The sequence below is a fragment of the Roseovarius sp. B-10 genome (assembly GCF_056859295.1).
Window position 1 is genome coordinate 149,900 of the sequence record NZ_JBSXOE010000034.1, and the last position, 19,164, is coordinate 169,063.

A 19,164-nucleotide genomic window follows, 5' to 3' on the forward strand; every position below is an offset into this window, starting at 1 on the left:
AGTTGAAATTTCAAGGAAAGGGATGGGACCATGACAGATGAAGACACGCTTTGGGCCATGGAAGAGCGGTTCTGGACCGAAGGCGCGGACAGCGCGCGGTCGATGACGGCCAAGGGAGCCGTTCTTGTCTTCCCCTACCCGGTGGGCATCCTGCGGGGTAACGACATCTGGCGGGAAAGCCAGGTCGCGCAGCGCTGGCGCACGGTTGCTTTCTCCGAGCATTGCTTCACCCGCGAAAAGGACGTGGCCATCCTGGCCTATCATGTGTCCGCCGAGCGCGACGACACGCCGATCTATGAGGCGCTTTGCACGTCCTCTTACCTGAAGGACAATGGCACGTGGCGGCGAATGGTGCACCAGCAGACGCCCTTGTCCTAGGCCCGGCACCTCCTGTCTTCACGTCGCGATGCAGGACGATCCATGAGATATCGGGCCCCGCCGCACGAGGTAAAAGGCGGCGGGGCCATCCGGCACGGGGCTCAGGCTTTGCGCATGGCCACCTTGCCCTTGCCGAATTCTTTTCGAAGGATGCCTCAGGTCGTTTTGAAGCAATCCTTGACGCGGGGTTCGGCGAGGAACGGAGATCCTGTAAGAGCGCGCGCCACAAATCATCAGTTTGATCCGATACGACAGCCCGGACACTAACCTGCATTAGTGTAAGGGGTTCGTTGCGAAACCATCAGGACCGGCGCGCCAGAAAGAAGGCCGCAAGCGGCAGAGCAGACCGGCGTCATCGGACCGACGCTGGCCGGTGTCATTTTTGCGTGCGGCGAAGAGTGGTTGCGTTCAGCGAAGTCCCAGAAGGCCCAGGACGAACACGATGATCACGATCAGCCCTACGAGATAGATGATCCGGTTCATTTGGGTGCCTGTCCCGTTCGGGGTCACCAACATTGGCATCCCTTCGCGCAACACTAGCGCTTCGCCCAACCAGCGAAACAACATGGATCAGTATCGGCAGAGAAAGGCTCGCGAGCTGCCCCCGGTGGCGCGGGTGTATCGTGGCCGGGCTGATCCAGGTAAGTGCGGTCGTGCGGGAAACCGCCATGTTGACCCCTCACCGCCGCATCTCGCGGGGGCCAAGGGTCGGGGAATTGCGCCGCTGCGGCACATGTGTCGCGCCGGAAGATACCCGTCTCAGGAGATCACACAATGACACAGTCAAACATCATCGGTCTTGTCGCGTTTGTCCTGGGCACCGTGCTGCTTTTCTTGGCATGGAGGGGAACCAACACGCCGGTCGATCAGATGACCGAGGCGGATCTGGATGCGACCATCACGCGGTGTCGGCGCGATCTGGTCTTGCCGGTCAGCGATGCCCTCGCCCGACCGGCTGCGGATCTGGTCGCGATGGTTCTCGCGGCCTGTCCCGGCTTGCGGGAAAATCGTGTCTTGGCCGCGCAATGACCACGCCCCGCATCGAGATCGACCTCGACAAGATTCGCGAGAACACGCGGACCCTGGTCACGCATCTGGCCCGCCGCGGCATCACCTTGACCGGTGTCACCAAGGCCGTTTGCGGATGTCCGGCTCTCGCCGGGGCGATGCTTGCCGGGGGTGCGACAGGTCTGGCCGATGCACGGCTTGCGAATATCCAGCGTCTGCGCAGGGCCGGTCTCACCTGTCCGATCACGATGATCCGCCCCCCGATGCGGAGCGAGGTTCGGCAGGTCGTTCGGAATTGCGAGACAAGCTACAATACCGAGCCGGATATCCTCGCGGCCCTGTCCGAGGCCGCCGTGCGGCGCGGCGTCATCCACAATGTGGTCCTGCTGGTCGAAATGGGGGATATGCGCGATGGTATCCTGCCTGCCCAACTGGTGCGTATCGCGGCCTATGTCACCGGTAAACCGGGTCTCGCCCTGAAAGGTATTGCCGCGAATTTTGCCTGCCTCGGCGATGTTGCGCCGGATGCGGCAGCCATGGCCATGCTTTCCGATCTGGCCAATGACGTCGAAGGCGCATGTGGTCCGATGCTGGAAACCGTGTCGGGCGGCGCGTCGGCCAATCTGACATGGGCCCTCGGTCAAGGGTCATCGGGGCGCATCAACAACCTGCGTCTGGGCGAGGCGATCCTTCTGGGCACCGATCCCGCCTCCGGGCGGCCGATCCCGGGCCTGCACACGGACGCCTTCACGCTCGTGGCAGAGGTAATCGAGGCGAAATGCAAGCCGCTTTGGCTGCCCTCGCCCATGACCGGCGCGGGGCGGGCGATGCCGAGCCTGATCGGGGAGGCCGATGGCCGGACACGCGCTGTCCTCGCGGTCGGCCAACAGGATACCGATCCGGAGGGGCTCGGCTTTGACGCGGGCCTCCGTTTTCTCGGTGCAACCAGCGATCATCTGATTGTCGACAGCAAGGATATGTCTCTACGGGTGGGCAGCGAGGTCCGGATGCGCCTGCGCTATGGCGCGCTCATGCGGGCCATGACCACACCTGCCGTCACAAAATCCTTTCACACCACACCCGCTGTCAAACGAGACGCCGCAAACACCCGCGACAAAGCTATCCCGCGTTGGTGGCGTGCGGACAGGCCCGAACCGATCCCGCGCCCAATCCCGGGCCGGATATGACTCTACCCAACCAAAGGATGAACCCATGTCTTTCAACGATCTGACAAAGAAGACCGCCGACCTGGACAAGGCGAAATCAGACAAGAAACCGGAAAAGGAAACCGCAACGAAAGCGCCGAACGATCCGCCCCGGAAGCCGGCCCCGAAAGTCTGAACGTTGCTCTCTGCGCCGGCGAGCGAACGTTCTTTCCGGCCAGATTCCGCGTCACGTCACCCCGAATGAGACCCATAGATGAAAACCGAAGTCACCGAGATATACCAACCACCCAGCACGTTGAATGACACGCCCAAGGAGCGCAATTGCCTTCGATGCAAGGTCAAATTCTGGAGCTCCGGGTTCGGCGAGCGGGTTTGTCGTCGCTGTAAGGGGTTGAGCGCGTGGCGCAATTCGGCCCCCGCCAATCCGGGCACATCCCGCAACCGCTGAACGCATCCCCATGTCCGCCGCATCCCGCATACCGGCAAGGAGGGACCTTCTGCCCAGCCTCGGCAAGCTGTAAACGACGAGGTAACGATCGCGCCGCGATGTGGTCCTCAGCCCGAGCAGATTGATGCGGCGATGCGCCAGGCTCAGGACCCATTGATTTCAGGTCCTTTGCGTGATTCACGGCTCCGAAAACGGAGCGGTGAACATGTCTGATCTCTTCTGGCTGACCGACGCGCAGATGGCGCGTCTGGAGCCCTATTTTCCGAAGTCCCACGGTAAGCCGCGTGTCGATGATCGGCGTGTGCTGAGCGGTATTATCTTCATCAATCGCAATGGGGTGCGGTGGCGCGATAGTGAGGGCCTGAATGCCACTGGTCCGAATGAAGGCCCGAACGCGGAATACGGTCCGCACAAGACGCTATACAACCGTTGGAAGCGGTGGAGCGACAAGGGCATCTTTGCGCGGATGATGGTCGGTCTGGCCGCCGAGCACGGCGAGAAGAAGACAGCCATGATCGACGCGACGTATCTGAAGGCACACCGGACCACGACCAGCCTGGCCGCGAAAAAGGGGGGCGTGGCCGCCTGATCGGGCGCACCAAGGGCGGCATGAACACCAAGCTGCACGCCATCTGCGACAGCCAGGGACGTCCGCTTGACCCTTTTGTCACCGCTGGACAGGTCAGCGACTACATCGGTGCACGGGCATTGCTGGGCGGTTTGCCAAAGGTCGAATGGCTGCTCGGAGACCGAGGCTACGACGCAGACTGGTTCAGAGACGCGTTGAAAGACAAGGGGATACGTGCCAGCATCCCGGGGCGGTCACAGCGCAACAAAACTGTCAAATATGACAAGCGCCGCTACAAGCGCCGCAACCGCATCGAGATCATGTTCGGCAGGCTCAAGGATTGGCGGCGCGTCGCAACCAGATACGACAGGTGCCCGAAGGTCTTTCTATCCGCAATCGCACTCGCAGCAACCGTCATCTATTGGCTATGAGTCCTGACCCTAAATGTTCCGGTCTCGATAGCCGTCGTGGCATGACCCCGCAACTCCCGTAGGCTGGGGCCAGGTCACGAGGGTTGATTCATAGTCTCTGCCGCCTGTGTAGGGTGCTGGGCTTGGGTTCAGGCAGTCCCGATTGGCAGGAGACTGGTTCTGTCGTGGGCTCCCCGTGCCTCTCTGGCTTCTGGTTCATCCCTTCGACTGACAATCCCCTAATCCCGTTCGGCCTCCTGCGCGCAACCCCGCGTCAGCCCGGGCCGTGTTGGCCGCCTATGGCGTCCTGCCCGCTCCACCCCGGTCCTTTGGGGGGTTTCCGGTGTCCATTCTGTCCACCATGCACGCGTCACCCGACGGGCGTTTTCCGGGTCTTGTCGAAGGGACGGTCCCGAAGACAGGAAACACAGGAGCTAATCATGCAAAACATCGTCATCCTCGCCCGGCAACATCGGTCAAAAACCCGAAACCCGCACCACCCAGGGCGGCACCAACATCACCAACTTCAGCCTCGCTACCTCTCGCCGCCGCCTCTCGGAAGGTCGTGTGCTGCGCGACGAGAACGGCTACCGGGTCATGGACACCGAATGGCACCGCATACCTGCTTCAACGGTCTCGACAAGACGATCGCGGAGCATTGCGAAAAGGGCATGAAGGTCCTCGTCCACGGCCGCATCCACTACACCAAGTGGATCGACAGCATGGGGAACGACCGCTACGGCTGCGAGATCATCGCCGAGAAGGTCGACTTCCTGAGCCGCCCGAAGTTGGCCGAGAACGAAAACCCCGAGCTGGTCGACCGCGACGACGAGATCCCGTTCTAAGGAACGGGGTTTCCCCCTCGGGCCCGACGTGGAAACCCGCCGGGTTCGCTACATCGCCGCAAGGCCGCTCGGAGCCGATACACCCATCGCGTCGCCATCTCGAACCATCGCCTTGTCAGCGCCGACGCGGATACCGTGGCCTTCCGCTGGAAGGATTACCGGATCAAGCGCGGCGAGCGGCAAAAGGTGATGCGCCTCGAGACCAGCGAGTTCATCCATCGCATCCGCCACTGTGGCCTGCTGGCCTCCGCGCAACGCAAGGCCAACATCGCCAGAATCCGCCAGCTGCTCGCGGCGACCGCGCTGGACACAGCACCAAGCCCGCCGCAGCTTCCTCCTTGTCAGGGTTTTGCAACACGGGCCGAAACCGCGCTGACAGCAAATGTCTCAACGCCGCCCGCATCGAAAAACCTTAAACAAACCGCCCTGATGCATTCGCGGCACGATTGGTCACAATCATTATAACCACGTCAAAAGCGGACATCTACGCCGGTTGGCTTCACCAAATCCCATCCTGACATTCGCCGCACTTGCACCCGGCAGGGTTACCTTCAATAGCCAACGTCGAGTTGGTGATGTGGTGGACCGCGCCGGATGGGAGGACTCATGATACCCATTGCCGACTTATCCGCCATTTGCGCTTGTCGCCTGGCCTGGAACAAGAGCCGTTTCGCAAGTGGTCACCCGTACGGCGAAAGCCTTGAAAAATCTGGCCGACAGCTTCTTCGCGGTACCTTGGACGAGTCGACTGCCCAGTTGCGCGAGCTTGCCGCCGATATCCGCATGCGCCTCGTATGTCAGGCAGGTTCCGCCGTCTTGCTCCTGCAGCACGACATCCGCGCCGCCCTTGGCAAAGCCCGCCGTCCCGCCGCTGCCGCTGCCGGTCAGCGTGAACCGCCGGGGCGGTTCTTCGGGGATCAGCGTCACGGTGCCGGAGAACCGCGCCTTGACCGGGCCGACCTTGAGCAACACCTTCGCCTCGAGCTCGGTGTCGGAGTGGCGGACAAGCTCCTCGCAGCCGGGAATGCAGTCTTTCAGCACCTCCACGTCGTTGAGCGCGGCATAGACGTCCTCGCGCGGGGCGGCGATAAATACCTCGTCGGTCAGTTTCATTGGGCTCTCCTCTTAAGCGTTACGGGTCCCGGGGGCGGGTCAGGCGGGCGAGGCGCGCTCGCCCGCCCGGCGTTGGGCCACGATCTCGGCCAGGATCGAGAGCGCGATCTCGTCTGGGGTGATCGCGGCGATGTCGAGACCGGCGGGCGCATGGACCCGGGCAAGCGCGGCGCGGTTCGCTCCCTCGGCGGCGAGACGGTCGCTCAGCGCGGCGAACTTGCGCCGGCTGCCGACGAAGGCCACATATTCCGCCTCGGACGCGACCGCGGCTCGCAACGCCGGGGCATCGCCCATGCCTTGCGTGGCCACGACGTAGAAGCGAACTGCGCTGTCGGGGGCGTGACCATCCACCACCTCCTCGGCGTCCGGATGCGCGGAGGCTTGGGCCCCCGGCGCGCAGACGATCCGGTGAAAGCCGAAACGGTCCGCGAGGCGGGCAAGCGCGGTCGCCACCGGCCCGCTCCCGCAGATCACCAGCCGCGGAGGCGGCAGGACCGGCTCGACGAACACGTCCATCGAGCCCTTGCTCGGGCACCCGTTGCGCGCGAAATGCACGTCCTCGCGCTCCTCTCCGGCGGTGACGCCACCGGCTTCCAGCAATTCCTCGGGCCGGATCGAGACGAACCGGGGCTGCCCCTCGGCGATCGCCGCGCGTGCGGCGCATCCGATGGCCGAGCGCGCACATCCCCCGCCCAGCCAGCCTGCGCGCAGCGTGCCAGCCTCGTCGATCAGCGCCTTGGCGCCGGGCTTGGCCGAGGTGGCGGCCAGCGTGCGCACCACCGTGGCGACCGCGAAGGGCACTTCGGCGGCGCGCAGCCGCGCCATCTCGGCCTCGAGTTCGGTATCGGCAGGGCGCGACAGGGTCATAGGCGTACGAGCTCCGGCTCCAACGCGGCGAGGTCCGCGAGCGTCGTCGCCGGTGCGAATAGGTCGAGATGCGGCAGCGCCGCGGCCATGCCCCGCGCCACCGGCTCGTAGCCCTTCCAGCCCTTCAGCGGGTTGAGCCAGATGATCCGGCAGCCGCGCCGCCTGATCCGGGCGAGCGCGGCCCCGACCTCCTCGGGGTCGGCGCTGTCATAGCCGTCCGACAGGATCAGCACCACCGTGCGCCCATTGACCAGCCGCCGCGCATAACTGCGCGAGAAGTGATCGAGCGATGCGCCGATGCACGAGCCGCCGCCGAACCCATCGGCCAGCAGGCTCAGCCGGTTGAGCGCCCGCAGCGCATCGGTCTCGCGCAGGGCATCGGCGATCCGCACCAGCCGGGTATGAAAGAGATAGGCGTCGGTATCGGGATCGGCGCGCATCAGCCCCGAGAGAAACGCGAGGAAGGGCCGCGCATAGACTGTCATCGACCCCGACACGTCGCACAGCGCGGTGATGCGCACGGGACGGTCGGGGCGCGTGCGCCGCTCCAGCCGCAGCGGCTCGCCGCCGGTGCCGAGACTCTTGCGGATGGTGCGCCGCAGATCGATCGTGCAGCCCCGGCGTGCCGCCTTGCGCCGCCGCGAGCGGTGGTCGCGCAGTGCCCGGCCCAGCCGTTCGGCGACCGTCTCGGCCTCGGCCACGTCGGCGGGGCTGACGACCTCGCGCAGGTCGGTCGTCATCAGGTTGCGTCGCCCCGAGGCGATAAGCCGCCCGCTGCCCTCGGCGTCGGTCTCGCCGTCGTCGCCGCCGTCATCGGGGCTTTCGGCGCGGCCCGAGGCGGTGCTTGTCGCGCGGTCGTCGTCCACCCCCGGGGCGCGCACAAGGTCGGAGCGCGCGGAGGTCGCGTCGGCCGTCACCCGCAGGCGCACCCGCCCGCCATTGAGCCAGAAGGCATCGTAGAACTCGTCGAAGCGCGTCACCTCGTCGGCAGAGCCCGCGCACACCGCCTTGAGTGCGCGGCGCGTCATTTCCGGATCGGCGGCGCTGACATGCTCGAGCGCGCGCAGCGCCGTCTCGGCCTCAGCGACGCCTAACCCGAAGCCATGCGCGCGCAGGTGGGCAAGAAACCCGGTGATGCGCGCCGCCACGCCCGGGTCGCGCGCGGCAAAGCGGGCGACGCGGCTCATGCCGCCCTGCCCACCAGCCGTGCGGCCACCTCGGGCGGAATCGCCGCGCGGTCGCCCTCGGTCTTGAGAAGCGTGGCCATCGTGGCGTGCAGCACCGCCGGGTCGGCGCTGAGATCGGCCACCCCGAGCCCGGCCACGGCGGCGGCGAAGTTCAGCATCTCGGCCACGCCCGGCACCTTCTCGAGCCGTTCCCGGCGAATCGCCTGCACGAAGCCGACGATCTGCGCCGCGAGCCGCGCCTCGACCTCGGGCGCGCGGGCGTGCAGGATGGCCAGCTCGGTCTCGCGGTCGGGATAGGCGACGTGCGCGTACATGCAGCGCCGGCGCAGCGCGTCCGAGAGATCGCGCGTGCCGTTCGAGGTCAACACCACGCGGGGAATGCTGCGCGCCGCGATCGTGCCGAGCTCGGGAACCGTGATCTGGAAATCCGAGAGTACCTCGAGCAGGTAGGCCTCGAATTCCTCGTCGGCGCGGTCGATCTCGTCAATGAGCAGCACCGGTGCCTCGGGTTGGCGTATGGCCTGCAGCAGCGGACGCTCCAGCAGGAATTCCTCGGAAAAGATGCGCCGCTCCACCGCCGTTCCGGTCTCCCCGTCCTCGGCGGCGGCGCGGATCGCCAGGAGCTGTTTCTGGTAGTTCCACTCGTAGATCGCGTGCGCCGCGTCCAGCCCCTCGTAACACTGGAGCCGGATCAGCCGCGTCCCCTCGGCCGCCGCGAGCGCGCGGGCGACCTCGGTCTTGCCCACCCCGGCCGCCCCTTCGAGCAGCAGCGGTCGCCCGAGAGAGATGGATAGGTGCAGCGCCATCGCCAGGTCGGGCGCGGCGATGTATCCCTGCCCGGCAAGCCCGTCCTGCAGTGCGCGCCAGTCGTTCATGTCAAACCTCCCCGGTCGTTGAGCGCGGGTCCGTCAGCCACTGCGATCATCCGTGCAGGCCCAGCTCGTGGGCCACCTTCCAGATGCGCCAGTGATCGTGCGGCATGTGGCTGTGGCGCAGCCCGAAGGCGCGGAAGGCGTCGTGCACCGCGTTGGAGAAGGCCGGCACCCCGCCCACGTTCGGGCTCTCGCCGACACCCTTGGCCCCGATCGGGTGATGCGGGCTCGGCGTCTCGGTGAAGGCCGTGGTGTAGGTTGGCGTCTCCCAGCTTGTGGGCATGAAGAAGTCCATCAGCGTGGCCGTCTTGATGTTGCCGAGCTCGTCATAGGCGATCTCCTGCCCCATCGCGATGGCGAGTGCCTCGGTCAGCCCGCCATGCACCTGCCCCTCGATCACCATCGGGTTGATCCGCGTGCCGCAATCGTCGAGCGCGTAGAACTGTCGGATCTCGTGCTCGCCGGTATCCACGTCGATCTCCATCACGCAGATATAGGCACCGAACGGATAGGTCATGTTGGGCGGATCGTAATAGCTGACCGCCTCGAGCCCCGGCTCGACGCCGGGGATCGCCTGATTGTAGGAGGCAAAGGCGATCTCGGCCATGGTCTTGAAGCGCTCCTGCGCGCCCTTGACGGCAAAGCGGTCCACGTCCCATTCCAGATCGTCTTCGTGTACCTCGAGCAGGTAGGCGGCGATCATCTGCGCCTTGGCGCGGATCTTGCGCCCGGCCATCGCCGCGGCGGCCCCTGCCACCGGCGTGGAGCGCGAGCCATAGGTGCCCAGCCCATAGGGTGCGGTGTCGGTGTCGCCTTCCTCCACGGTGATCGAATCCGAGGAGATGCCGATCTCGGACGCGAGGATTTGCGCAAACGTCGTGGCGTGGCCCTGGCCCTGGCTGATCGTGCCCAGCCGCACGATGGCCGATCCTGTCGGGTGGATGCGAATCTCGCAGGAGTCGAACATACCCATCCCAAGGATGTCGCAGTTCTTCATCGGGCCCGCCCCCACGATCTCGGTGAAATGGGTGAGGCCGATGCCCAGCAGCTTGCGCGTCTCTCCGCGCTTGAACGCCTCGACCCGCTCGGCCTGCTCGCGACGCAGCCCTTCGTAATTCACCGCCTCGAGCGCCTTGTTCCAGGCGGTGTGATAGTCGCCCGAATCGTATTCCCAGCCCAGTGCCGACTGGTAGGGAAACTGGTCCTCGCGGATGAAGTTCCTGGCCCGCAATTCGGCCGCGTCCATGCCCAGTTCGATGGCCAGCACCTCGATCATGCGCTCGATCATGTAGGCGGCCTCGGTCACGCGGAAGGAACAGCGATACGCCACGCCCCCCGGTGCCTTGTTGGTATAGGCCCCGTCCACGGCGACATAGGCCACCGGGATATCATAGCTGCCGGTGCAGATATGGAAGAACCCGGCGGGAAACTTCGTCGGGTCGGCGCAGGCGTCGAACGCGCCGTGATCGGCGGTGACGTGGCAGTGCAGGGCGGTGATCCGACCGTCCTTCGTGGCGCTGATTCGGCCCTTCATCCAGTAGTCGCGGGCAAAGGCCGTGGACATCAGGTTCTCCATCCGGTCCTCGACCCATTTCACCGGGCTGCCTGTAACGATGGAGGCGACGATCGAGCAGACATAGCCTGGGTAGACCCCGACCTTGTTGCCAAAGCCGCCGCCGATATCGGGCGAGATCACGCGGATGTTGTGCTCCTCGATGCCCGACAGGATCGACGCCACGGTACGTACCACATGCGGTGCCTGGAACGTGCCCCACAGGGTGAGTTTGCCGTTGACCTTGTCCATCGAGGCGACGCTGCCGCAGGTCTCGAGCGGGCAGGGATGGGTGCGGTGGTAATAGATCATCTCCTCGGCCACCACCTCCGAGCTTTCGATCGCCTGTTCGGTGGCCGCCTTGTCGCCCTCCTCCCACAGGAAGATGTGGTTGTGATGGCGGCGGGGACCGTGGGAACCGGGTGCCTCGGGGTCAAGGTCCTCGCGCAACACAACGTCGCTCTGGAGCGATTCAAACGGGTCGGTGATGACCGGCAGTTCCTCGTACTCGACCTCGACGAGATCGACCGCGTCGGCGGCGACGTAGCGGTCGCGCGCCACGACAAAAGCCACCTCCTGCCCCTGAAACAGCACCTTGCCGTCGGCCAGCACCATCTGCTTGTCGCCCGCGAGGGTGGGCATCCAGTGCAGGTCGAGCGGGCGCAGATCGTCCGCCGTCAGCACAGCCACCACGCCGGGCAGTTCCAACGCGGCAGAGGCGTCGATGGACGTGATCCTGGCATGGGCATGGGGCGAGCGGACGAAATCGCCGAACAGCATACCCGGCAGGTTGATGTCGTCGATGTAATTGCCCTTGCCCTGGGTGAAGCGGGCATCCTCTACGCGTCGGCGCGCATGGCCGAGGCCCTTGAGCTTGCCGCGGCGTTCCTCGCGGCCCTCCGGAGTCATGTCGTTCATTGTGCCGCCTCCCTGGCTGCGTTCAGTTCCGCCGCCGCCGCAAGAATGGCGCGAACGATGTTCTGGTATCCCGTGCACCGGCAGAGATTTCCGGCCATGCCAAAGCGCACCTCCTCCTCGGTCGGGTCCGGGTTCTCCTGGAGCAGGCGGTGCGCGCGGGTGATCATCCCCGGCGTGCAAAAGCCGCATTGCAGCCCGTGATGCTCGTGGAACATCCGCTGCAGCACGTGCAGCTCGTCCGGCGTGCCGAGACCCTCGATGGTGGTGATCTCGGCCCCGTCGGCCTGCGCGGCGAAAACCGTGCAGGATTTCACCGACTTGCCGTTCATGTCCACGGTGCAGACGCCGCAATGGGTCGTCTCGCAGCCGATATGCGGCCCCGTCAGCCCGAGCCGCTCGCGCAGCACGTGGATCAGGAGTTCGCGCGGCTCGGCCAGCACCTCTCGCGGCGCGCCGTTCACGGTGAGTTTTATGTGCATCTTGTCGCTCATGCTGTCCTCCCTCAGGCGCGGGCCCATGCCCGCGCGATGGCGCGGCGCAGGATCGTGCCGGCTACGTGGCGCTTGAATTCGATCGGTCCGCGGGAATCCTCCTGCGGGTCGATTTCGGCGCTCATCGCCGCCACCGCCGCGTCGCAGGCGGCCGCGTCGCAGGCCGTGCCGATCAGCGCGTCGGCGGCGGCCTCGGACCAGACGGGCACGTCGCTGAGGTTGGTCATCGCCACCGAGGCGCGGATCACCCGCCCGTCCTGCGCGTTGATCAGCACCGCCGCCGCGGCTGTGGCGTAATCCCCGATCTTGCGCTTCTGTTTCTCGTAGGCATAGCCTCCGGTCGGGGCGGCAAAGGTGATGCGCGTGAGGATTTCCTCGTCCGCGCGGTCGGTCATGTAGGCAGCCTCGTAGAAGTCGCGCGCGGCGACCTCGCGGTTGCCCTCCGGCCCCTCGAGGGCAAAGCGCGCATCCAGGCATTGCATCAGCCCCGGCATGTCGTTGCCCGGGTCGCCATTGGCGAGGTTGCCGCCGATCGTGCCCATGTAGCGCACTTGCGGATCGGCAATCAGCAGCGCGGCCTCGCGCACGATCGGCACAGCCTGCGCCAGCCCCTCGTGCGTGATAAGTTCATGCTGCGTGACCATCGCGCCGATCCGGACGATGCCGTCCGCGATGCTGAGCTCCTTGAGTTCGGCCACGTCCTGCAGATCGACGAGGTGCTCGAGATGGGCCATGCGCAGCTTCATCATCGGGATGAGGCTGTGCCCACCGGCGATGACGCGCGCATCGTCGCCACGCTCGGACACGATGCGAATCGCCTCCGCCACACTGGGCGGTCGGTGATACTCGAATGCTGACGGTATCATTTTGTCCTCCCTGACGGGGCCGTGTCGGCCCATGCAGGTCAGGCTGGATCAGGGCAGGAGGCGGGGGCGAGCGGGGGCGCACGGATGTCGCGCTCGTCTTCACCAAATGCGACGATGGCGCACGAACGGCGTATGCACCCGCAGAAAATCGCAATCTGCCCCGCTCAGACCCCGAACATCGCACGCACCGCCGACAGGCGCGAGCGGCTGACCGGTGCCTTGGCGATGGCCCCGCCGCCCTCGAAGAACACCACGCCGGTGTCCTTCTTGCGCTCGAAACCCGAGACGTGGAGCGGGTTGACGATATAGCTGCGATGGGTGCGGATCATGCCCGTGCCCGGCAACCGCCGCTCGATCTCGGACATCGACCACGGCGAAAGGGCACGCTGTGCGCCGAAATAGATCACGGTGTAATGGCCCTCCGCCCGGATCGCCGCCACCATCCGCGCCTCGACGAAATGGATGCGCCCGTCCTTCTCGTAGGGGATGCGGGCGTCGCCAGAGGCAGGCGCGGGCGCGCTCTCCAGTGCCTCCGGCCCGGTGGCGGCGGGGACGGGTATGTCGGCACCCGTCTGCCCGTCCTTGAGCGCGGCGACGGTCGCCCCGGTCATGAGAAACGCGCCCGAGATCAGGAACACCGCCAGCGTAACCCCGAAGGCGAGCGTGTCGTTGCTGATGCGCGGCCCGTCCGCACCCGCCTGCTCGACGATGGTGAACTGCGTGCCCGCCATCGCCGTAAAATGCACGGCGAATACCGCCACGCCGAAACCCAGCGTGCCGAACACGATGCTGCGGGTGTCGCGCCTGACATAGGCCATCCAGAACGCGGCCACCGCCAGTGCCACCGACAACCCCACCGCCGCGGCGATGCCGCCCATCGAATAGACCGGGCGGCACAGCTCCATCCCCGACATGCCGGTGTAGTGCATCGCCGGAATGCCCAGCCCCACCAGTACGCCCGCCATGACGATGCGCGGGCGCGTACGCCGCCCGAAATGCATTAGCAGCAACGCCAGCCCCACGATCAGGATCGCGATCAGCGCCGAGATCATGGTGGTCAGCGCGTCGTAATAGAACAGGATCGGCAGCTCGAGCCCGAGCATTGCCACGAAATGCATAGACCAGATGCCGCCGCCAAGCGCGAAGGCCGACATTGCGACGACCAACTGCCGCCGCCCTGCGGGCAGGGCCGAGGCCCCGCGCGTCAGCGTCAGCCCGGTGAACCCCGCCATCAGCGCGACGGCGAGCGAGGCGATGACCAGCAGCGGATCGTGTGAATAGGCGACGATGTCTCGGGCCCTCCCTCCCAAGAAAGCTCCGCGAACAATAGAATACCACCGCGGGCCGAATTTCCAGTCGACATTTTTGTGATCCGTCCCTTCCGTTGTGAACGGCGCGGCTTCGGCACGGTCGTTGACGCTGGCTCGAAAGGCCCGGAGAAGGCCATGAAGCCGCTCGCAAGTTAGCGCCTAATGTGGCAGTATTCGACTGCGCACGCGCCGTCGCTCAGTGCATGTTGGTCGAGAATGCGCTCGAGACCGCAGGTCGCGGGTGAGCTACTCGCCATCCCTTGGACAGGATCTGGCGTAAATTACGCTACTCTTTGCACCTGCTGATCGGGTTTGGTTTCGTTTTTTCCTAGCCAATGGACCATGGCTGGCGGTCTGACGCCAAGGGCTGAGTGCTGGCGTTGGTGATTGTAGAAGGTCATCCCTTTCCGGATTCCGGCCTTGGCTTCTGATCCGGTCTCTTAGGCATGCAGGTAGACGCATTCGTATTTCAGCGTCCGCCATAGCCGCTCGATGAAGATGTTGTCGAGGAACCGGCCTTTCCCATCCATCGAGATGGAGGTGTCAGAGGAAACCGGCTTGAGCGGGGCAGGGCGCGCGTAGTCTGCGGCGATGACCCAGAAGCGCAGCCCGTTCCGATATTTCAAGACGTCACCCGAGATCATCCGCCTCACGGTGATGATGTATATTCGCTTCCCTCTGTCGCCTCGGAACGTGGAGGACCTGTTGCACGAGCGGGGTGTAGAGGTGAGCCACGAGACGGTGCGGTACTGGTGGAACAGGTTCGGGCCGATGTTCGCGGCCGAGATCCGGAAGCGCCGGGTGCAGGGCATGCGGTCGAGCCGGTCGCGCTGGCATCTGGACGAGATGTTCGTGAAGATCTACGGTAAGCAGCACTACCTGTGGCGGGCCATTGACCACGAGGGGGAGGTTCTGGAGAGCTTTGTCACGGTTACACGGGACAAGGCTTCGGCGTTGAAATTCCTCAGGAAATCGATGAAGCGGCACGGTCGACCCGTGGACGTGGTGACGGATCGTCTCCGCTGCTACGGTGCCGCCCTGAAGGAGATGGGGCGGGGCGACGATCGCGAGATGGGGCGGTGGACGAACAACCGCGCCGAGAATTCACACTTGCCATTCCGAAGACGGGAGCGGGCGATGCAGCGCTTCCGGCAAATGCGATGTCTGCAGAAATTCGCCTCCGTTCATGCCACGGTTCACAACCACTTCAACCAGGAACGCAGCCTCTCCTTCCGCTCGATCTTCAAGCGGAACCGTGCCGCCGCCCTCGCCGAGCGGCGCGACCTTTTCGCGGCCTGAAGGGTCAGCTTGCCTGCACTTGCGGAGACCGCGTCGCATTAGTCTGACAGCACCTTGGCATCGCCTACAGGCAACCTGACGGACGCCTCGAACCCCGAGGACGTGCCGGGACGCGGTGATCTGAGGACAAGAGGGCTTTCGATGCGATCGGCTATGGCGGCGACGATCGCGAGGCCCAGCCCGCTGCCATCTGCACTTGCGCCCGCGCGCTCGAAGCGGGCTGTGAGCCGATCCAGAGTTTCAGGTGGCAGGACGGGCCCGTCGTTTGCGACGATCAACCGGCCATCCGGCGTCAAGGTCACGTCGACCGGGGCGGCGTCCGAGCCATGACGCAGAGCGTTCTCCACGAGGTTTCGACACAGAATGCCGAAGGCGTCGGGGTCTAGGTCCGACATGACCGGCGTCTCCGGCAGTTTCAACGCGATGCGACCCGGCGCTCCCGTTCGGGCAACATCCTCGACCACCAGCTGCGCGACGATCCTGAGATCCGAGCACAGGTCAAGGCGAAGCTGTCCGCCTTCGGCGCGTGTGAGCTGCATGAGATGTTCGGACAACCGGGTCAGTCGCTTGAGAGTGCCTTCGATGTCGGCCGCCCGCGCCCGGGCGGCATGGTCGCGCGTTTCCGACTGCAGGCGCTGGGCCTGCGCGATGGCGCCGGCCAAAGGCGTGCGAAGTTCATGCGCGGCGTTCGCGGCAAAGCTCCGTTCGGCATCAAAGACGGCCTTCAGCCGGTCGAGCAGCCTGTTCAGGGTGGCAGCCACAGGAGTGATCTCGGACGGGATGTCATCGTCTGGAACCGGTGACAGGTCCCGGGCATTGCGCGCATCCAGTCGTTCGCCGAAGCGCCGCAGGGGTGCGAGGCTCGCCTTTACGGCGAAAACTATGGACAGCAGCGCCAGGGGCACCACGATCAGCAGGGGCAGCCCCAGACCCATCTGTATCTCGCGCGCGACGGACGCGCGGTGCTCAAGCGGCTCGGCCACCGTGATCCTGACGGTCCCCTGCAGCGCGTCTTCGTTGTAAAGCCGATGGGTTGCGGTCTGATGGAAGCCCGGGCCGTCATAGTCCGGAAAAATCGCCACGTCCGTAGCGTGCGACCGAAGCAGGATGCGACCATCGGCGTCCCGCACGATGTAGGTGAAGAGCTCGTCATGCTCGCGGATCGTGCCAAGCCGCTGCGTGATGCCATCCTCTTCGCGCCCGACGATATCCACGACAGCCAGCGGCAACAGGCGCTGCGCGGTTTCCTGCAGCGCGGAGTCGAAGACCTCGTCCATCTCGCCGCGCAGGATCAAAGCCGTCACGGAGGCGGCAGCGATCCACAGCACGGTCAACAGAATGCCGAGCAACAGTCCGAGCCGGGCCTGAAGGCTGCGCGGCAGCCTCATGGCTTGCCCAAGCGGTAGCCCATGCCGCGCTCGGTCTCGATGATCTGGGGCCCCAGCTTCTTGCGCAGGCGGCTGACATGGACCTCGATGGTGTTGCTCTCCACCTCGGTGTCGAAGGCGTAGAGCTTCTCTTCCAGCTGCGTCTTTGACAAAAGCTGCCCGGGGCGGGTCAGGAACGCCTCGAACAGCGCCCATTCGCGTGCGGTCAGCGCGATCGGCTTGCCCTCGCGGTGGATGCTGCGGGCTGCAAGGTCGATGTTCAGTGCGCCATGGCTGACGATCGGGTTCGGATTGCCAGTGTAGCGCCGGGCGACCGAGCCGATGCGCGCCGACAATTCCGACAGGTCGAACGGCTTCACGAGGTAGTCGTCGGCCCCGGCATTCAAGCCTTCGATCCGGCCCGACACCTGGTCGAGCGCGGTCAGGATGATCACGGGCGTCACGTCGCCGCGCGCGCGCAGGGCCTTCAGGAAGCCGATGCCGCGACCATCGGGCAGCATCAGGTCGAGCAACACGAGATCGTAGGTGGCGCCGGCCATGGCATCCCCTGCCGCATCCAGCCGGGTGACCCAATCGACCGACTGCCCGTCGCCTGCGATCTGGTCGCGTATGGCGGCGCCCAGAACCGTGTCGTCCTCGATCAGCAGGATGCGCATGTTGGTCCCGTTCCTTTTCCGATGACCCTGTCATGATCTGTCAGGCTGACGCAAAGCTGACACCGCCGGGCCCCGAGCTTCAGGCTCCTGTCAGCTTCGCCGCGCATGTGTTGCATCAAGAGGCGTGCCAACAGGAGTTTGCCCCATGAAGAAGATATTGACAATTCTCGGCTTCCTCGCGGTCTTTCCGGCTGGAGTGGCGCTTGCGGATGACGACTGCTTCGTGCCGATGGCGGACTGGCAACCGAGGGACGCCGTTCAGCGCCTCGCCGAAGACAACGGCTGGACGGTGCGCCGCATCAAGATCGACGACGGCTGTTACGAGATCGACGGTCGCGATGCCGAGGGGCGCCTGATCGAGGTGACGGTTCATCCCGCCACGCTGGACGTTATCGAGTTCGAATACGAGGATGACGAGGACAAGGACGATCGCCCCCGCCGGGACCGGCAGGAACGAAACGATGACTGATCTGGCGCAGCCCGCCAGGAATGGCGGCCTGGGGCCAGTCCGGTCGGGCGTTCCCTGGACCACAGCACTTGGCAACCTCCTCAATCTGTCTGGCCCCTTGCTGGTCGCCCCGCTCTGCGTTCTGGCGGGGCTACTGGGCTTTACCACGTATGCGTCCTATGGTTCGGATGCAGCCCTCGGGATTGCCGTCGGCGCCGCGGCGGTTGTCGCGATGGCGCAGACCCTGATCCTCGCCGCACGCCAGCGTCTGCTGGAGCCGTTGTTCGGCGGGCTTGACCGCATGTACCGGGTCCACATGTGGCTGGGCATCTCCGCGATGGTCCTGATGATCCTGCACCAACAGATCGAGCCCGATTTCGAGCGGACGGTGCGCGAGACCGGGCTGGGGGAGCTGGCCGAGGAGGCAGGCGAGGTCGCCTTCAACGCGTTGCTCGTGCTGATCGCGATCAGCTGGTTCCGACGAGTGCCATTCATGCCACTGGAGATTCCCTATCAGTTATGGCGGTTCAGCCATCGGTTCATGGGCGTCCTGTTCGCAATCATCGTGTTTCACCAGTTCTTCGTCGACATGCCGACCGGGGTTGATCCGTCGCTGTCTGTGATGCTGAACACTTTCGGTATCGTTGGGGTGATCGCTTGGGTCTACACCGAATTTGTCGCACCGCGCCTGCGGCGCAGGGAGTTCACGGTCAGCGATATCAGCCGACACGATGACACCACGGCGGTGACGCTCAGCCCCAAGGGGCGGACCATGCGCTGGCGACCGGGGCAGTTCGTCTTCTTCTGCGTGCCGGATGCGGGTTTTTCCGAACCGCACCCGTTCACGATTGCCAGCGCCCCACGCCCGGATGGTGCGCTGACCCTGTCGATCAAGGGGCTCGGTGGCTGGACCCGGCGCCTGTCTGACGCCCTTCGGACCGGGATGCGCGTGCAGGTCGAGGGCCCCTATGGTGGCCGGTTCGACTTCCGCAAGGGTGGCGCGCGCCAGATCTGGCTAGCGGGCGGCATCGGCATCACGCCGTTCCTGGCGTGGGCGGAAAGCCTGACCGAGGCAGAGCGGCGAACCATTCACCTTGTTCATTGTGTCCGGACACCAGAAGAGGCGATCGGAGTGGAAACCTTGCAAGCGGCAGCGGCGCGCAACCCGAGGTTCAGCTATCAGCTGGTCGCAACCGCGCGCGAAGGGCGCCTGACGGCCGAGCGTCTGACCGAGATGGCACCGTTCGCGATCCGCGATGCCGATCTGTGGTTCTGTGGCCCGAAGGGGCTGAAAGACGGGATCCTGAAGGGGCTGAAGGCACGGGGCCAGACACCGCGACGTGTCCGCTTCGAGCATTTCGAGTTCGCCTGACG

18 protein-coding genes and 3 pseudogenes are annotated in these 19,164 nt (G+C 65.2%); 10 read left to right on the forward strand and 11 right to left on the reverse strand.

What is annotated here, in order from left to right:
* The first annotated feature begins 30 nt into the window (after window positions 1-30).
* The 7 genes and pseudogenes from AC13D8_RS11830 to AC13D8_RS11860 form a co-directional block, all read left to right on the forward strand.
* Window positions 31-378 carry a hypothetical protein gene (locus AC13D8_RS11830; protein ID WP_482969008.1) on the forward strand — a complete coding sequence of 116 codons (348 nt, stop codon included), beginning with the start codon at window positions 31-33 and terminating at the stop codon, window positions 376-378.
* Window positions 379-1,152: 774 nt separating this feature from the next.
* The gene (locus AC13D8_RS11835; RefSeq protein WP_482969009.1) at window positions 1,153-1,407 is read left to right on the forward strand and encodes a hypothetical protein; all 255 of its coding nucleotides are present in this window, start codon (window positions 1,153-1,155) and stop codon (window positions 1,405-1,407) included.
* Window positions 1,404-2,573, forward strand: coding sequence for an alanine/ornithine racemase family PLP-dependent enzyme (locus AC13D8_RS11840; RefSeq protein ID WP_482969010.1), 1,170 nt, complete (start codon window positions 1,404-1,406; stop codon window positions 2,571-2,573). Before AC13D8_RS11835 ends, AC13D8_RS11840 begins: the two co-directional genes overlap by 4 nt.
* Window positions 2,574-2,598: 25 nt before the next feature.
* Window positions 2,599-2,727: a hypothetical protein gene (locus AC13D8_RS11845; RefSeq protein WP_277815881.1), complete on the forward strand. Its 129-nt coding sequence runs from the start codon at window positions 2,599-2,601 to the stop codon at window positions 2,725-2,727.
* A gap of 478 nt (window positions 2,728-3,205) precedes the next feature.
* Window positions 3,206-3,999, forward strand: a protein-coding gene (locus tag AC13D8_RS11850; protein ID WP_482969011.1) for an IS5 family transposase whose coding sequence is annotated in 2 segments (ribosomal slippage) — window positions 3,206-3,566 and window positions 3,566-3,999 — 795 coding nt in all. Because the reading frame shifts where the segments join, the coding sequence is not laid out codon by codon here.
* Window positions 4,000-4,418: 419 nt separating this feature from the next.
* Window positions 4,419-4,823, forward strand: a pseudogene (locus AC13D8_RS11855) (single-stranded DNA-binding protein).
* Between the two features lie 72 nt (window positions 4,824-4,895).
* Window positions 4,896-5,159, forward strand: a pseudogene (locus tag AC13D8_RS11860) (transposase); the annotation flags it as partial.
* Between the two features lie 288 nt (window positions 5,160-5,447).
* Here the strand turns inward: AC13D8_RS11860 and AC13D8_RS11865 are convergent.
* From AC13D8_RS11865 to AC13D8_RS11905, 9 genes and pseudogenes are all read right to left on the reverse strand, one after another.
* The gene (locus tag AC13D8_RS11865) at window positions 5,448-5,936 is read right to left on the reverse strand and encodes an SRPBCC family protein (RefSeq protein WP_482969012.1); all 489 of its coding nucleotides are present in this window, start codon (window positions 5,934-5,936) and stop codon (window positions 5,448-5,450) included.
* 39 nt (window positions 5,937-5,975) lie between these two features.
* A complete protein-coding gene (locus tag AC13D8_RS11870; RefSeq protein WP_482969013.1) occupies window positions 5,976-6,803 on the reverse strand; it encodes an XdhC family protein in 828 nt (275 codons plus the stop codon).
* Window positions 6,800-7,990: a vWA domain-containing protein gene (locus tag AC13D8_RS11875; RefSeq protein ID WP_482969014.1), complete on the reverse strand. Its 1,191-nt coding sequence runs from the start codon at window positions 7,988-7,990 to the stop codon at window positions 6,800-6,802. The genes AC13D8_RS11870 and AC13D8_RS11875 overlap by 4 nt, the downstream gene beginning before the upstream one ends.
* Window positions 7,987-8,865, reverse strand: coding sequence for an AAA family ATPase (locus AC13D8_RS11880; protein WP_482969015.1), 879 nt, complete (start codon window positions 8,863-8,865; stop codon window positions 7,987-7,989). Before AC13D8_RS11880 ends, AC13D8_RS11875 begins: the two co-directional genes overlap by 4 nt.
* Window positions 8,866-8,911: 46 nt before the next feature.
* Entirely contained in the window at window positions 8,912-11,332 is a 2,421-nt protein-coding gene (locus AC13D8_RS11885) for an aerobic carbon-monoxide dehydrogenase large subunit (RefSeq protein WP_482969016.1), read from the reverse strand.
* Entirely contained in the window at window positions 11,329-11,823 is a 495-nt protein-coding gene (locus AC13D8_RS11890) for a (2Fe-2S)-binding protein (protein ID WP_482969017.1), read from the reverse strand. The genes AC13D8_RS11885 and AC13D8_RS11890 overlap by 4 nt, the downstream gene beginning before the upstream one ends.
* Before the next feature lie 11 nt (window positions 11,824-11,834).
* Window positions 11,835-12,689 (reverse strand): FAD binding domain-containing protein, encoded by an 855-nt coding sequence (locus tag AC13D8_RS11895; RefSeq protein WP_482969018.1) that lies wholly within the window; start codon window positions 12,687-12,689, stop codon window positions 11,835-11,837.
* A gap of 164 nt (window positions 12,690-12,853) precedes the next feature.
* Window positions 12,854-13,999: an MHYT domain-containing protein gene (locus AC13D8_RS11900; RefSeq protein WP_482969019.1), complete on the reverse strand. Its 1,146-nt coding sequence runs from the start codon at window positions 13,997-13,999 to the stop codon at window positions 12,854-12,856.
* 281 nt (window positions 14,000-14,280) lie between these two features.
* Window positions 14,281-14,535 (reverse strand): annotated as a pseudogene (locus AC13D8_RS11905) (integrase core domain-containing protein); the annotation flags it as partial.
* Between the two features lie 55 nt (window positions 14,536-14,590).
* Between AC13D8_RS11905 and AC13D8_RS11910 the strand changes: the two are divergent.
* Window positions 14,591-15,298, forward strand: coding sequence for an IS6 family transposase (locus AC13D8_RS11910; protein ID WP_482969020.1), 708 nt, complete (start codon window positions 14,591-14,593; stop codon window positions 15,296-15,298).
* A gap of 38 nt (window positions 15,299-15,336) precedes the next feature.
* On the opposite strand, the gene AC13D8_RS11915 is transcribed toward AC13D8_RS11910, so the two are convergent.
* Both AC13D8_RS11915 and AC13D8_RS11920 read right to left on the reverse strand, forming a co-directional pair.
* On the reverse strand, window positions 15,337-16,686 hold the full coding sequence (locus AC13D8_RS11915; protein ID WP_482969021.1) for an ATP-binding protein: 1,350 nt from the start codon (window positions 16,684-16,686) through the stop codon (window positions 15,337-15,339).
* Entirely contained in the window at window positions 16,683-17,342 is a 660-nt protein-coding gene (locus AC13D8_RS11920; protein ID WP_482969022.1) for a response regulator transcription factor, read from the reverse strand. Before AC13D8_RS11920 ends, AC13D8_RS11915 begins: the two co-directional genes overlap by 4 nt.
* Window positions 17,343-17,487: 145 nt before the next feature.
* On the opposite strand from AC13D8_RS11920, the gene AC13D8_RS11925 reads away from it, so the two are divergent.
* Both AC13D8_RS11925 and AC13D8_RS11930 read left to right on the forward strand, forming a co-directional pair.
* Entirely contained in the window at window positions 17,488-17,811 is a 324-nt protein-coding gene (locus tag AC13D8_RS11925) for a PepSY domain-containing protein (protein WP_482969023.1), read from the forward strand.
* 211 nt (window positions 17,812-18,022) lie between these two features.
* Window positions 18,023-19,162: a ferredoxin reductase family protein gene (locus AC13D8_RS11930; protein ID WP_482969024.1), complete on the forward strand. Its 1,140-nt coding sequence runs from the start codon at window positions 18,023-18,025 to the stop codon at window positions 19,160-19,162.
* Window positions 19,163-19,164 lie beyond the last annotated feature (2 nt).

Coding starts and splice junctions, on each gene's coding strand:
- AC13D8_RS11830 (WP_482969008.1), top strand. CDS start 31: ATGACAGATGAAGACACGCTTTGGGCCATGGAAGAGCGGTTCTGGACC.
- AC13D8_RS11835 (WP_482969009.1), top strand. CDS start 1,153: ATGACACAGTCAAACATCATCGGTCTTGTCGCGTTTGTCCTGGGCACC.
- AC13D8_RS11840 (WP_482969010.1), top strand. CDS start 1,404: ATGACCACGCCCCGCATCGAGATCGACCTCGACAAGATTCGCGAGAAC.
- AC13D8_RS11845 (WP_277815881.1), top strand. CDS start 2,599: ATGTCTTTCAACGATCTGACAAAGAAGACCGCCGACCTGGACAAGGCG.
- AC13D8_RS11865 (WP_482969012.1), bottom strand. CDS start 5,936: ATGAAACTGACCGACGAGGTATTTATCGCCGCCCCGCGCGAGGACGTC.
- AC13D8_RS11870 (WP_482969013.1), bottom strand. CDS start 6,803: ATGACCCTGTCGCGCCCTGCCGATACCGAACTCGAGGCCGAGATGGCG.
- AC13D8_RS11875 (WP_482969014.1), bottom strand. CDS start 7,990: ATGAGCCGCGTCGCCCGCTTTGCCGCGCGCGACCCGGGCGTGGCGGCG.
- AC13D8_RS11880 (WP_482969015.1), bottom strand. CDS start 8,865: ATGAACGACTGGCGCGCACTGCAGGACGGGCTTGCCGGGCAGGGATAC.
- AC13D8_RS11885 (WP_482969016.1), bottom strand. CDS start 11,332: ATGAACGACATGACTCCGGAGGGCCGCGAGGAACGCCGCGGCAAGCTC.
- AC13D8_RS11890 (WP_482969017.1), bottom strand. CDS start 11,823: ATGAGCGACAAGATGCACATAAAACTCACCGTGAACGGCGCGCCGCGA.
- AC13D8_RS11895 (WP_482969018.1), bottom strand. CDS start 12,689: ATGATACCGTCAGCATTCGAGTATCACCGACCGCCCAGTGTGGCGGAG.
- AC13D8_RS11910 (WP_482969020.1), top strand. CDS start 14,591: ATGACCCAGAAGCGCAGCCCGTTCCGATATTTCAAGACGTCACCCGAG.
- AC13D8_RS11915 (WP_482969021.1), bottom strand. CDS start 16,686: ATGAGGCTGCCGCGCAGCCTTCAGGCCCGGCTCGGACTGTTGCTCGGC.
- AC13D8_RS11920 (WP_482969022.1), bottom strand. CDS start 17,342: ATGCGCATCCTGCTGATCGAGGACGACACGGTTCTGGGCGCCGCCATA.
- AC13D8_RS11925 (WP_482969023.1), top strand. CDS start 17,488: ATGAAGAAGATATTGACAATTCTCGGCTTCCTCGCGGTCTTTCCGGCT.
- AC13D8_RS11930 (WP_482969024.1), top strand. CDS start 18,023: ATGGCGCAGACCCTGATCCTCGCCGCACGCCAGCGTCTGCTGGAGCCG.